We start from the raw sequence: 13,070 nt of genomic DNA, 5'->3' as shown, positions 1-13,070 counted from the left end.
CAAGAGATCGCGAAAGGCGTCCGCCGGTCATGCCGGCGGACCTTCTCGTATTCTTCGATCGTCTCAGATGGTCTCCCAGCCATCCTTGGCGCTGGCGCGATAGATCGCGTCGATGAATTTCTGATTGAGACGCGAATTCTCGAGCGTCACCACTTCCTCGTCCTCACCCTTGGCGGCGCGCGAGAAGGCTTCCGCCTGAAGCTTGTACTGGCGGGCATCCTGGAAGCGGAAGAGCTGGGACTGGGCGTGGTTCTGGTTCGTCAATTCCACCTCCTCACGGCCGTAACGATCGGCGTTGAAGGGCGACTTCACCTCGATGAAGCCCTTGTCGCCATGGAAGACCATGACCTGGCGGGCGGCGAGCTGGGTGGAGATATAGAAGCTCAGCTCGAAATCGCCGAAGTCTGCCCGCACGCTCGAATAGATGTCCGTGCCGAATTCCGGATCGCGATCGGTGCTTGCCTGCGCCCGCACCGGCTCCTTGCCGGTGACGAAACGGGTGGTGATCGTCGGGTACACACCGATATCCGGCAGACCGCCGCCGCCGAGCGCTGGAATGTTGCGCATGTTGTTGGGGTCGCGGTTGAAATAGGTGAAGGCGCCCTGGACGTGGCGCAGCCGGCCGATCGCGCCTTCGGCCAGCAGCGAGCGCACCTTGCGCCAGACGGGGCTGTAGGTGACCATGAAGGCTTCGGCGATCACCACGCCATTGCGATCTCGCGCCGCAATCAGCGTATCGATCTCGGAGGCGCGTAGCGCAATCGGCTTTTCGCACAGCACGTGTTTTCCAGCGTCGGCCGCCTTGATTGACCATTCGACGTGCTGCGCCGTCGGGAGCGGAATGTAGACCGCATCGATCACGTCGGACGCCAGCATCTCCTCGTAGGAACCGAAGGCATGCGGTGCGGAGAAGCGATCGGCCATCGCCCGGGCTTTTGCGAAGTCGCGGCTGGCTACAGCCGAAACGACGCAGTTTTCCGCGTCCTGAATGGCCGGCACGACGAGGTCGCGGCCGATCCGGGCCGTGGACAGAATTCCGAAACGTAACATGGTGAAGCTCCCTGATTTTGCGGCCGAGACTAGCGCCGAGGTACGTACCTATCAAGCGATTGATACCGTTCCGGCCGAGATTCGCGTTTCGCAGAAAAAAGCCGGCAGACGGGTGACAATGTCAGCTTTTCTGCCCTATCTTTCCCTTCGCAATCCTCCCGATCGCGATATGCTTTCATCCAGTCCAATGGAGCGAAACCATGGAAAAACTGAGACTTGGCCGTACCGACCTGACAATCGCGCCCCTTGTCTTCGGCGGCAATGTCTTCGGCTGGACCGCCGACGAAAAGACCTCCTTTGCGCTGCTCGACGCCTTTTTCGATGCCGGGTTCAACGCCATCGATACCGCTGATGTCTACTCCTCCTGGGCGCCGGGCAATCAGGGCGGCGAATCCGAAACGATCATCGGCAAATGGCTGAAACAGTCCGGCCGGTCGCGCGACAAGGCCGTCATCGTCACCAAGGTCGGCTCCGAACTCGGGCCCGACCGCAAGGGGCTTTCGCGCCGCTGGATCCTGCAGGCGGTCGAGGATTCGCTGCAGCGGCTGCAGACCGACCATATCGATCTCTATCTCTCCCATTGGCCCGATCCGGAAACGCCCTACGAGGAGACGCTGACGGCCTACGACCAGTTGCTGACCGAGGGCAAGGTCCGGGCCATCGGCGCCTCCAACCTGAACTCGCTGCAACTGCGCGAGGCGCTCGACGTATCCGCAAACCAGGGCCTGCCGCGCTATCAGGTGTTGCAGCCGGAATACAATCTCTACGACCGCGACGCGTTCGAAGGGCCGCTGCGCGATCTCTGCATTGCCGAGGAGATCGGCGTCATCAGCTATTTCGGGCTGGCGCGCGGCTTTCTCTCGGGAAAGTACCGGACGCACAAGGACCTCGAAGGCTCGGCACGCGGCAGCGGCGTCGAGAAATATCTTGACGGGCGCGGCATGCGCATCCTCGGCGTGCTCGACGACATCGCCGCCGACACCGGAGCGACCCAGGCGGAAATCGCGCTCGCCTGGATCCGGACGCGCAAGGGCGTCACGGCGCCGATCGCCAGCGCGACCAGCCTCGCGCAGTTGGAGAGCCTCATTCGTTCTGCCGCACTGGAGCTGTCGGATGAAGCGATCCGAAAGCTCAACGATGTGGGCGAATGACGGGAGCAAAACCAACCCGATGGCATTGACGACACGCGCTGCGACAGCCGGCGACGAGGCGGACTGGCGCCGCCTCTGGGCCGGCTATGTCGCCTTTTCCGGCACCGATCTCGCCGGGGACATCATCGACCTCACCTGGAAGAGGCTGACCGATCCCTCGACGCCGCTTTTCGCGCGCTTGGCGATCCTCGACGAAAAGACGGTGGGCTTTGCCATCTGCCAGGAGCAGCTCGCCACCTTCTTCCGGCAACCGATCTGCTACATCGAGGATCTCTATGTCGATCCCGCCGCACGCGGCCAGGGCGTGGCACGGGCAATGATCGACGATCTCATCGCGCATTGTCAGGAGAAAGGCTGGGACCGGCTCTACTGGTACACCGAGGCCGACAATGCCATGGCGCGGCGGCTCTACGACCGCTACTCCGGGACCGACGAGCACGTGCGCTACAAGGTCAATTTCGGCACGTTCCTCAAATCCGGAAATCCGGCATAGGCCTCCGCATGGCTACCGGCCTGATTTGCCATGCCGGCCTTCGTCAGCAGCCCGCGCGGTTGGATAAAACTCGATATCCGACGCGCCGGCCGCTCGTGCCACTGGATGTTGAAGGCCCATAACTTCGGGAAAAAGCAAAGCGAGGCATAGGGCAGATGGTCGTGGATCCACCAGGCGATCGACTGCCAGCCGCCGATATCGCCGCGGCGATCCCAGACCCAGGGGATGACGATGCAGGCGCTGGCGCCGATGCATCCGTCGGCATCGCGCATGTCCCAGATATGGTCGGCGGCCGAAGCGGCATTGGTCGAGCAGTTGAGACCATTGGCATTGCCGAAGCCGTTGACGGCGCGGTTGCGGTAGCCTGAGCGAATGACGAGGCGACCGAAGGTCGCCTCTAGCGGCTCCAGCAGCTCCTCGCAGAGGCGGCGCCCGGCCTCGATCGCGAGATCCGGATCGTCAGGAATGTTCGGGATGCGATAGAAATCGGCGATCTCCGAATGCAGAAAGTCGCGGAAGAAGAAATTCCTGGACAACCGTACCCGGCCGAGATCTTCGAGACCCTTCATCGAACCGGGCTTCTTCATCGTTTTCCTTTCTCATCCGAACAAACGGAGTGCGAGACCAATGGCATTCCAAATCCGGCCCAACGGCGCCACCCAATTCCACACCGCGGCTATCTGTGCCGGAAGAAATCGATGAAGGCGCGCAGTGCCGGCCGCATCTGCCTGCGGCTTGGATAATAAAGATAGGGGCCGGCATAGGGTGCGCACCAGTCTTCCATGACACGCTCCAGCCGTCCTTCGGCGATCGCCGTTTCCACCCGCGACAGGAAGAGATAGGCAAGCCCGGCGCCGCCCATCGCCGCCTTGATGATCGGCCGGTCCTCGCCGAGGATCAGCGGGCCCTCGACCGATACCGTCAGCTCCTCGCCGCCCTTCTCGAACTCCCAGCGATAAAGCGTGCCGTTGGAGAAGCGTCGGCGGATGCAACGATGCTCCGCCAGGTCGCGCGGATGCTGCGGCCGCCCGTGGCGCTCGAAGTAGTCGGGCGAAGCGACGACGGCGCTTTCCAACTCAGGCCCAACTTTGACGGCGATCATATCGGCTTCCAGGCTTTCGCCGAGCCTGATGCCAGCGTCGTAGCCTTCTTCGACAATATTGGTGAAGCCATCCTCATTGGCGATTTCCAGGACGATCTCCGGATAGAGGTTCAGGAACGCGCCGAGCCTTGGCGCGACGATCAGATCTGCTGCAAACCGCGGCGCCGTGATGCGCAGATTGCCTGCGGGACGCTCGCGGGCGTCCGCGGCCGCTTCCAACGCATGGGCGATCTCGTCCAGCGCCGGTGCCAGCCTTTCGAGCAGCCGGCGACCCTCCTCGGTCGGCGCGACGCTCCGTGTGGTGCGCGCCAGCAGGCGAATCCCAAGGCTCGCCTCGAGGCTGCCGACGGCGTGGCTGACGGACGACGGCGCCACGCCGAGTTCTCGGGCGGCCCCGCGAAAACTGCCATGGGCGGCAACGGCGGCCAATACCGCGAGTTGAGAAAGCTGCGTTCTGTTCATTGATCGAAATAATAGAACAGCCCGTGAGAATTAACAGTGATTTTCAGCCGCCGCGTATGGCCCTATTCTTCAATCGTCGCCAACGTCTGGACGAAGCGAGGAGCTCGTCTGCGATGGCAACGAGGAACCGTCGCCCGCCATTCAGGCGCATCGGCGGTGTCCAGCCACCAATTCATGCCTCGGACGATAGACGCGCCCTCCCAGCGCGTTCGTTCCGACGCGTGACAGCCAGACAAAGGAAACGACATGAAGACCCGCAAACTCGGGAACGACCTTACCGTCTCCACCATCGGCCTCGGCTGCATGGGCATGAGTTTCGCCTATGGCGCAGCCGATGAGGCGGAATCGATACGCACCCTTCACCGCGCCGTCGACCTCGGCATCACCTTCTTCGACACGGCCGAAGTCTATGGTCCTTTCGAAAACGAGAAACTGCTCGGCAAGGCGCTCGGTTCCATGCGCGACAAGGTGACGATCGCCACCAAATTCGGCTTCCGCATCGAAGCCGGGGTGCCGGCGGCCCAGGCGATCAAGGGCGTCGACGGACGGCCGGAGCACGCGAAGGCGGTGGCCGAAGCCTCGCTCAAGCGGCTCGGAACCGATGTCATCGATCTCTATTACCAGCATCGTGTCGACCCGGAGGTTCCGATCGAGGATACCGTCGGCGCCATGGCCGAATTGGTGCGCGAGGGCAAGGTGCGGGCCCTCGGTCTTTCCGAAGCGAGTGCCGCCACCATCCGTCGGGCCCACAAGGTTCATCCGATCGCCGCTGTCCAAAGCGAGTATTCTCTGTGGTCGCGTGACCCGGAAGCGGACGTGCTCGCCACCTGCCGCGAACTCGGCATCGGCTTCGTGCCCTACAGCCCGCTCGGGCGCGGCATGCTGACCGGCGCGCTGCGCAAGGCCGATGATCTGGAAGCCGACGATTTCCGGCGCTCGCTGCCGCGTTTCCAGGCGGAGAATTTCGACGCCAACGTCCGGCTGGTCGAAACGCTTCAAGCGCTGGCTGAGGAAAAAGGCGTGACCGCGGCTCAACTCGCGCTCGCCTGGGTCATCAACCAGAGTGATTTCATCGTGCCTATCCCGGGCGCCCGCAAGCTCGACCATCTGGAGCAGAATGCGGCCGCGGCAGGCATCCCGCTCAGTGCTGAGGAATCCAGCCGCCTCGCCGAAGCGCTGTCGCCGGCACTTGTCGCCGGCAATCGCTACACGGACGCCTCGCTGGCGCTCACCAACCGTTGACCTTGAGCGTTTCCAGGAGAAACGGAGTCTTGGAAACGCTCTATCTCTGTGTTTTCACCGCATTTCCTGACGGAAAACCGCTTCGCACTTTTCCTGGAAATGCTCCATTTCTCCCCGTCTTCCGCAGATGGCGGGGAGATTTCCCATCGAAATTCACGCCGGACGCACTACCTCTCAACCAACGGCAACAAATCCGGAGGAGCGGGAATGTCCGACGAGCAGGCGATTAGCGCGGTGGTGCACCTCTATGTCGACGGCATGGCCTTTGCCAACGAGGGCGCGCTGCGCAAGGCGTTTCACCCCGATGCGGCGATTATCGGCAACTACAAGGGCGCGCTCGAATGGACGACGCGCGACGGCTTCATCAAGACGATCATCGAGACGGGTGCAGCCCCCCCTGGAACCCAGCCGGAGATGGACGTGCAGAAGATCGATATCACCGGTGACACTGCAACCGTGAGGGTGGTCGACAGTTTCGCCGGCGAACGCTATTCCGATCATCTGTCGCTGGTGAAGATCGACGGGCGCTGGGTGATCGTCAACAAGGTCTTCCATCAGCACGCGTGATGACGGCACCCCCAGAGAAACCCGAGCCGACGGGCAGGCTCATCGGCATCGACCATATCCAGCTTGCCATGCCGGCGGGTGCCGAACCGGCGGCACGCGGCTTCTACAGCGGTCTCCTCGGCCTCTCGGAGGTGAGCAAGCCGGCCAATCTTCTCGCGCGTGGCGGCTGCTGGTTCGAACAGGGCAGCATCCGCCTGCATCTCGGCATCGACCAAGACTTCAGGCCGGCACGCAAGGCCCACCCGGCCTTTCTCGTCGACAATCTCGACCGCCTGACGCTGCGGCTCGAAGCGGCCGGTGTGACGATCGCCCAGGACGAGCCGCTTGCCGGCTACCGCAGATGTTATGTCCACGATCCCTTCGGAAACCGCATCGAACTGATGCAGCGCGTGGATTGAACCGCAAAACGAAAAGGGCCGCTGGATCGCAGCGGCCCTTTCGATTGATACGTGCTTGAGCCGGTTACGCCCGCAGAACGCCGCCCGTCGACTTCGTCACATTGGCGACGATCTTGGCGGTGAGCGCTTCAAAATCCTCGTCGGTCAGCGTGCGCTCGACCGGCTGGATGGTGACCTCGATGGCGATCGACTTCTTGCCTTCGTCAAGCGAAGCGCCCTCGAAGACGTCGAAGACGCTGACGCCGGTGACCAGCTTGCGGTCGGCGCCGGAAGCGGCGCGCAGGATGGCGCCGGCCTCGACCGCCTTGTCGACGACGAAGGCGAAGTCGCGCTTGACCGCCTGGAACGGCGAGAGATCGAGCGCCGGCTTGGTGCGGGTCGCCTTCTTCTTCGGTTCGGGCATGGCGTCGACATAGATCTCGAAGCCGCAAAGCGCGCCGGAGACGTCGAGCGCTTCCAGCGTCTTCGGATGGAACTCGCCGAAGGTGCCGAGAACGATCTTCGGGCCGAGCTTGATCGTGCCGGAGCGGCCGGGATGGTACCAGGCGGGACCGCCCGGCTCGAACTGGACGTTGCCCATCGCCACGCCGCAGGCTTCAAGCACGGCAATCGCATCAGCCTTGGCGTCGAAAACGTCGACCGGCTTGCCACCGCCCTTGGCCGCGTTCGACCAGAGACGGCCGGCGCCGTTCAGCGCGGCCGTGCCGCGGCGGATGCCGCCGGCAACGCGGCGCTGCGCGTCCGGCGTATCGCCTTCATAGGTGCCCGAGACCTCGAAGATCGCAACGTCGCCAAAACCCTTGTCGGCATTGCGCTGGGCGGCCGTCAGCAGGCCCGGCAGCAGCGACGGGCGCATGTCCGACATGTCCGAGGCGATCGGATTGGCGAGCTTCAGCGCCGGCGCGCCGCCGCCGAAGAGCTTTGCCTGATCCTCGGAGATGAACGACCAGGTGACCGCTTCCAGCATCCCGCGGCTTGCAAGCGTACGCTTGGCAAGGCGCGTGCGGATCTGCAGCGTCGTCAGGATCTTGCCGTTGACCGTGCCATGGCTCGGCAGCGGGGCCGCAACGATGTTGTCGACGCCGTGGATGCGCATGACCTCTTCGACAAGATCGGCCTTGCCGTCGACATCCGGGCGCCAGGACGGAACCGAAACCTTGAAGCGTTCACCCGAGCCTTCAACACCGAAGCCGAGCTTCCTCAGGATCGAGATGCTCTCCTCGGAGGAAACCTCGAGACCGGTCAGGCGCTTCACCTCGGAAACCGGGAAATCGACGATCTTTGGCTGATAGCCGGCATAGCCGACCACTTCCGCCTTGGCGGCCTTGCCACCGCAGAACTCGAGCACGAGCTCGGTGGTGCGCTCAAGGCCGGGCACCATGTATTCCGGGTCGACACCACGCTCGAAACGGTAACGCGCATCGGTGATGATGCCGAGCGTGCGGCCGGTCTTGGCGATGTTCATCGGATCCCAGAGCGCCGATTCGATCAGCACGTCGGTGGTGTTCTCGTCGCAGCCGGAATGCTCGCCGCCCATGACGCCGCCGATCGATTCGATCGCCTTTTCGTCCGATATGACGACGTTGTTGGGGCCGAGCTTGTATTCGCGCTGGTCGAGCGCCAGCACCGTCTCGCCGTCCCTGGCGCGGCGGACCGTCAGGTTGCCCTTGACCTTGGCGGCGTCGAAGACGTGCATCGGTCGGCCCTGGTCGAAGGTCATGTAGTTGGTGATGTCGACCAAAGCGTTGATCGGGCGAAGGCCGATCGCCAGCAGCCGCTGCTGCATCCACTTCGGCGACGGGCCGTTCTTGACGCCGCGCACGAGCCGCAACGAGAAGCCGGGGCACAAGTGCCTGTCTTCGCCGAGGTCGAGCGTCAGCTTCACCGGCGTTTCGCCTTCGACGGCGAAGGAGGGCGCAGGCCGTGCTTTCAGCGTGCCGAGGCCGGAGGCCGCGAGGTCACGGGCAATGCCGTAGACACTGGTGCAGTCCGGGCGGTTCGGCGTCAGGTTGATCTCGATCATCGGATCGTCGAGACCGGCATAGGCGGCGTAGCTCGTACCGACCGGCGCGTCAGCCGGCAGGTCGATGATGCCGTTGTGATCCTCGGAGATCTGCAGTTCCTTTTCCGAGCACATCATGCCGCGGCTTTCGACACCGCGGATGGTGCCGACGGCGAGCGTCACGTCGATGCCGGGCACGTAGGTGCCGGGAGCGGCAAAGGCGCCGACGAGGCCGGTGCGCGCATTCGGCGCGCCGCAGACGACCTGGATCGGGGCGCCCGAGCCGGTGTCGACCATCAGTACGCGGAGTTTGTCGGCATTCGGATGCTGCTCGGCCGAGACCACCTTGGCGATGACGAAGGGCTTGAAGGCGGCCTTGTCGTCGACGTCCTCGACCTCGAGCCCGATCATCGTCAGCCGCGCGCAGATCTCTTCCAGCGAAGCGTCGGTATCAAGGTGGTCCTTGAGCCAGGAAAGCGTGAATTTCATGATTTCACCTGTGTCCTAGAGCATTTTGCAGTCAGGTGGCATCACCTGACGTCGCACAAATGCGGCAAAACAAAAAGAAGGAGCGGAAGCGCGAACGAATGTGAGCGCATCCGCTCTGATCAGCTGCGCGATCAGGCCGACAGACCGCCGAACAGCGTCGGCATGTCCAGCGGGCGGAAGCCATAATGGGTCATCCAGCGAACGTCGGCATTGAAGAAGTCACGCAGGTCAGGCATGCCGTATTTCAGCATGGCGATGCGGTCGAGGCCCATGCCCCACGCAAAACCCTGATACTCGTCCGGATCGAGCCCGCCGGAGCGCAGCACGTTCGGATGCACCATGCCGCAGCCGAGTATTTCCATCCAGTCGGTGCCCTCGCCGAACTTGACGATCGGGCCGGAGCGGTCGCACTGGATATCGACCTCGAAGGACGGCTCGGTGAAAGGGAAGAACGACGGACGGAAGCGCATCGTCACCTGGTCGACCTCGAAGAAGGCCTTGCAGAACTCTTCCAGAACCCAGCGCATGTTGGCGACGTTCGCCGCCTTGTCGATCACCAGGCCTTCGACCTGGTGGAACATCGGCGAATGGGTCGCGTCGGAGTCCTGACGGTAGGTCTTGCCGGGGATGATGATGCGGATCGGCGGCTGCTGCGCTTCCATGGTGCGGATCTGCACCGGCGAGGTGTGCGTGCGCAGCACCTTGCGGTCGCCCTTCTCATCCGGATTGAAGAAGAAGGTGTCGTGCATCTCGCGGGCCGGGTGGCCCTCCGGGAAATTCAGCGCCGTGAAGTTGTAGTAGTCGGTCTCGATATCCGGACCTTCGGCAATCGAGAAACCCATGTCGCCGAAGATCGCGGTGATCTCGTCGACGATCTGGCTGATCGGATGAATGCGGCCGCGCTCGGCGGGCGACGAGCGGACCGGCAGGCTGATGTCGACCGTCTCTCGCGCCAGGCGCTCGGCGATCGCCTGATCCTTCAGCGCCGACTTGCGGGCGGCGATCGCGTCGGCGACCGTGGTCTTCAGCGCGTTGATCTGCGCACCGCGGGTCTGGCGCTCTTCCGGCGTCATGGTGCCCAGCGTCTTCAGGAGCTCGGAGATCGAGCCCTTCTTGCCGAGCGCATTGACGCGCACGGCCTCGATCGATCCCTCATCGCCTGCGGCATCGATGTCCGCCAGCAGTATCCGTTCCAGTGTTTCCAGTTCGCTCATTCTGTCCTGCCTCGATGCGGGAATGGGTTCGGTTCTATATCGGCTCAAGTCTTCAGGAATGTGATCGCGCCGCGGTCGCAAAGAATGCCAGTGCAAAGACGCAGGGACGACGAAGCCGGAGGCCCGGCTGAAGCGTCGTCGGAAGGTGGAACCGGGGCAGTTCCTTTCGATCGTCTCGCACGTTCATCTCGCGAAATAAGAAAAACCCGCGCTAGCCCTGCCAGCGCGGGTTTCCCAACGAATTTTAAGTACGGTTTTGGGAAAACGCTGGCTTAACGGACAGCGCTTTCAAACTCGTTTGTCGTGCCGGCTTCCTTGAGGTAGGCAAGCGCCTTCTTGGAAGCTTCGACGAGGGCGCCGAATGCTGCCGGCTCATGGATAGCCATGTCGGACAGAACCTTGCGGTCGACTTCGATGCCAGCCTTGTTCAGGCCGTCGATGAAGCGGCCGTAGGTCAGGCCGAATTCGCGGACGGCAGCGTTGATGCGCTGGATCCAGAGAGCGCGGAAGTTGCGCTTGTTGACCTTGCGGTCGCGGTAAGCGAACTGCTTCGAACGATCAACCGCAGCCTTCGCAGCGCGGATGGTGTTCTTGCGGCGGCCGTAGAAGCCCTTGGCTGCCTTGAGTGTCTTCTTGTGCTTGGCGTGAGCGGTTACGCCGCGTTTTACACGTGCCATGTCATGATCTCCTTAACGTGTCCAAAATGCCTGAAAGTCTTAGAGACCGTTGGGCAGGTAGTTCTTGATGACCTTCTTGCCATCAGGCTCCGCGAGAACCATGGTTCCACGTGCGTCGCGGATGAACTTGTTGGAACGCTTGATCATGCCGTGGCGCTTGCCAGCAGCTGCTGCACGAACCTTGCCAGTAGCGGTGATCTTGAACCGCTTCTTGGCAGACGATTTCGTCTTCATCTTGGGCATTTTGCTACTCCATTTTTCTTAAGAATTCGAAACGGACAGACGAGGTCCATTTCCAGCGTTAAGAACGGCCACGGCATGCCCTGCCGGACCGTTCGGACGGGGGCTTATAACCGCACATGCCGAAAAGCGCAACTGGGGAATCGAAGATGGCGCTGCAAGCGGTGGCCGAACGCTTCCCCATACATCTCTAGCACGTTCGTCAGCGCATGCTCTAGGCGGGAGCGCGATCTGCGGCGGCCGCCGCCGGCCTCGAAGAAAAAAGCCGCCCGGAAGGCGGCTTTCATCAATTTGGTCTTACGACTGACGGCAGCGGCGGCTTAGCGCGGCGCCAGAACCATCATCATCTGGCGGCCTTCGAGCTTCGGCTCGGCCTCCACCTTGGCGATCGCCTGGGTATCATCCTTGACCTGGAGCAGAAGCTTCATGCCCAGTTCCTGGTGGGCCATTTCGCGGCCGCGGAACTTCAGCGTGACCTTGACCTTGTCGCCGTCCTCGAAGAACCGGTTCATCGCCTTCATCTTCACGTCATAGTCATGCGTGTCGATGTTCGGGCGCATCTTGATTTCTTTGATTTCGACGATCTTCTGCTTCTTGCGCGCTTCGGCCGCCTTCTTCTGGTTGGCGTATTTCAGCTTGCCAAGATCCAGAATCTTGCACACCGGCGGTTCGGAGTTCGGTGCGATCTCTACCAGATCAAGACCTGCTTCTTCCGCCATGCGGAGCGCCTGGTCGATCGGGACGGCACCGATATTCTGGCCTTCGGCATCGATAAGCTGAACCCGGGGCACCCGGATTTCCTTGTTTGAGCGCGGTCCCTCCTTGACGGGGGCGTCCGTTTTGAACGGTCTGCGAATGGTCGTACTCTCCTCGAGCTATTTCCGAAATGTTGTTTAATTCGTTCGCCGGCGCGATCACAAACGAAGCGCCTGAATCTGTCACCGACGGCAATGTGTGAATTGCGGCGCGAGAGTCAATAGCACGGCTTTCAAGGAAAATCACCACCTGTCGATACCAAGGCGAATCTGTTTTAGAAAGAAAATCGCCAGTTAAACGGGCTTTTGGAGATTACGGGCATGCACAATACGCCAGCCGAGACGGAAATCAGCTTCATCGAGGTCGGCACGGATGCGGCTCAGCGCAGGATCGCGATGCGCGTGCGCCACCCGGAGAAGCCATCGGGACAGCCGACGCTCGTCTGGCTCGGCGGCTACCGTTCGGACATGACCGGCACCAAGGCGGTCGAGGTCGAGCGCTATGCCATGGAACGGGGCGCGGCCTGCGTGCGCTTCGACTATTCCGGCCACGGCGCCTCCGGCGGCGCCTTCACCGATGGCACGATCTCGCGCTGGCTCGAGGAGAGCCTTGCGGTCATTGATCGGGCGGCGCCGGGCCGCGTCGTGCTGATCGGCTCGTCGATGGGCTGCTGGATTGCGCTGCGGGTCATCCAGGAGCTCAGGCAGCGTGGCGACGGAAACCGTGTCGCCGGCCTGGTGCTGATTGCGCCGGCGCCGGATTTCACCGCCGAACTGATCGAACCCAACCTGACCGAAGCGGAGAGGGCCTCGCTTGCCGAACGCGGCTTTTTCGAGGAACCCTCCGAGTACAGCCCGGAGCCGAACATCTTCACCCGCGCCCTCATCGAAGACGGGCGCGTGAACCGGGTGCTTGAGGGCACGATCACCACCGGCTGTCCGGTGCACATTCTGCAAGGCATGCGCGACCCCGACGTTCCCTATACCCATGCGCTGCGGCTGATGGAGCACCTGCCCTCCGACGATGTCGTCATGACACTCATCCGCGATGGCGACCATCGCCTTTCGCGTGAAGAAGACATCGCTAAAATGAAGCAGGCCATCGGCACGATGCTCGCCTGAGCCCGGGCGGGAGAACGCCCCGCCCCTTCCGCCGCAAATTGCCCCAAAACCGCGCTGCCCCGTGGACCGCCCACGATGCAAGGGTTTTCGCGCGCGCGGCCCCGCT

14 protein-coding genes are annotated in these 13,070 nt (G+C 62.6%); 6 read left to right on the top strand and 8 right to left on the bottom strand.

Annotation, left to right across the window (positions count from 1 at the left end; all coding sequences use genetic code 11):
• Nucleotides 1–63: 63 nt before the first annotated feature.
• A complete protein-coding gene (locus ACTJKE_RS21225; protein ID WP_058326224.1) occupies nucleotides 64–1,050 on the bottom strand; it encodes a Gfo/Idh/MocA family protein in 987 nt (328 codons plus the stop codon).
• A gap of 200 nt (nucleotides 1,051–1,250) precedes the next feature.
• On the opposite strand from ACTJKE_RS21225, the gene ACTJKE_RS21220 reads away from it, so the two are divergent.
• Both ACTJKE_RS21220 and ACTJKE_RS21215 read left to right on the top strand, forming a co-directional pair.
• The gene (locus tag ACTJKE_RS21220; protein ID WP_058326223.1) at nucleotides 1,251–2,201 is read left to right on the top strand and encodes an aldo/keto reductase; all 951 of its coding nucleotides are present in this window, start codon (nucleotides 1,251–1,253) and stop codon (nucleotides 2,199–2,201) included.
• 19 nt (nucleotides 2,202–2,220) lie between these two features.
• On the top strand, nucleotides 2,221–2,694 hold the full coding sequence (locus tag ACTJKE_RS21215; protein ID WP_058324627.1) for a GNAT family N-acetyltransferase: 474 nt from the start codon (nucleotides 2,221–2,223) through the stop codon (nucleotides 2,692–2,694).
• Here ACTJKE_RS21215 and ACTJKE_RS21210 read toward each other — a convergent pair.
• Entirely contained in the window at nucleotides 2,646–3,281 is a 636-nt protein-coding gene (locus ACTJKE_RS21210) for a hypothetical protein (protein ID WP_057247876.1), read from the bottom strand. The genes ACTJKE_RS21215 and ACTJKE_RS21210 overlap by 49 nt on opposite strands.
• 89 nt (nucleotides 3,282–3,370) lie before the next feature.
• Nucleotides 3,371–4,258 carry a LysR family transcriptional regulator gene (locus ACTJKE_RS21205; RefSeq protein WP_058326222.1) on the bottom strand — a complete coding sequence of 296 codons (888 nt, stop codon included), beginning with the start codon at nucleotides 4,256–4,258 and terminating at the stop codon, nucleotides 3,371–3,373.
• A 246-nt stretch (nucleotides 4,259–4,504) separates the two neighbouring features.
• Here ACTJKE_RS21205 and ACTJKE_RS21200 point away from each other — a divergent pair, with 246 nt between their 5' ends.
• From ACTJKE_RS21200 to ACTJKE_RS21190, 3 genes are all read left to right on the top strand, one after another.
• Nucleotides 4,505–5,500, top strand: coding sequence for an aldo/keto reductase (locus tag ACTJKE_RS21200; protein ID WP_057247874.1), 996 nt, complete (start codon nucleotides 4,505–4,507; stop codon nucleotides 5,498–5,500).
• A 207-nt stretch (nucleotides 5,501–5,707) separates the two neighbouring features.
• Nucleotides 5,708–6,067: a nuclear transport factor 2 family protein gene (locus tag ACTJKE_RS21195; RefSeq protein ID WP_057247873.1), complete on the top strand. Its 360-nt coding sequence runs from the start codon at nucleotides 5,708–5,710 to the stop codon at nucleotides 6,065–6,067.
• Nucleotides 6,067–6,465, top strand: a complete 399-nt coding sequence (locus tag ACTJKE_RS21190) for a VOC family protein (protein ID WP_058326220.1) — start codon at nucleotides 6,067–6,069, stop codon at nucleotides 6,463–6,465. Before ACTJKE_RS21195 ends, ACTJKE_RS21190 begins: the two co-directional genes overlap by 1 nt.
• A gap of 64 nt (nucleotides 6,466–6,529) precedes the next feature.
• Here ACTJKE_RS21190 and pheT read toward each other — a convergent pair whose 3' ends face one another.
• The 5 genes from pheT to infC all read right to left on the bottom strand — a co-directional run bounded on the left by pheT (nucleotide 6,530) and on the right by infC (nucleotide 11,944).
• Nucleotides 6,530–8,956, bottom strand: coding sequence for a phenylalanine--tRNA ligase subunit beta (gene pheT, locus ACTJKE_RS21185; RefSeq protein ID WP_058326219.1), 2,427 nt, complete (start codon nucleotides 8,954–8,956; stop codon nucleotides 6,530–6,532).
• Between the two features lie 131 nt (nucleotides 8,957–9,087).
• Nucleotides 9,088–10,170, bottom strand: coding sequence for a phenylalanine--tRNA ligase subunit alpha (gene pheS / locus ACTJKE_RS21180; protein WP_057247870.1), 1,083 nt, complete (start codon nucleotides 10,168–10,170; stop codon nucleotides 9,088–9,090).
• A gap of 272 nt (nucleotides 10,171–10,442) precedes the next feature.
• Nucleotides 10,443–10,847 (bottom strand): 50S ribosomal protein L20, encoded by a 405-nt coding sequence (gene rplT / locus ACTJKE_RS21175; RefSeq protein WP_025425551.1) that lies wholly within the window; start codon nucleotides 10,845–10,847, stop codon nucleotides 10,443–10,445.
• 39 nt (nucleotides 10,848–10,886) lie between these two features.
• Nucleotides 10,887–11,090, bottom strand: a complete 204-nt coding sequence (gene rpmI / locus ACTJKE_RS21170; RefSeq protein WP_025425550.1) for a 50S ribosomal protein L35 — start codon at nucleotides 11,088–11,090, stop codon at nucleotides 10,887–10,889.
• Nucleotides 11,091–11,407: 317 nt separating this feature from the next.
• A complete protein-coding gene (gene infC, locus ACTJKE_RS21165) occupies nucleotides 11,408–11,944 on the bottom strand; it encodes a translation initiation factor IF-3 (RefSeq protein WP_057247869.1) in 537 nt (178 codons plus the stop codon).
• 219 nt (nucleotides 11,945–12,163) lie between these two features.
• Between infC and ACTJKE_RS21160 the strand changes: the two genes are divergently transcribed.
• The gene (locus ACTJKE_RS21160) at nucleotides 12,164–12,964 is read left to right on the top strand and encodes an alpha/beta hydrolase (protein WP_057247868.1); all 801 of its coding nucleotides are present in this window, start codon (nucleotides 12,164–12,166) and stop codon (nucleotides 12,962–12,964) included.
• Nucleotides 12,965–13,070: the final 106 nt, after the last annotated feature.

The organism is Ensifer sp. 22521, from assembly GCF_052044795.1.
GTDB lineage: Bacteria > Pseudomonadota > Alphaproteobacteria > Rhizobiales > Rhizobiaceae > Ensifer.
Note: the sequence above shows the minus strand (reverse complement) of the source record. Positions and strands in the feature narration are given on the sequence as shown.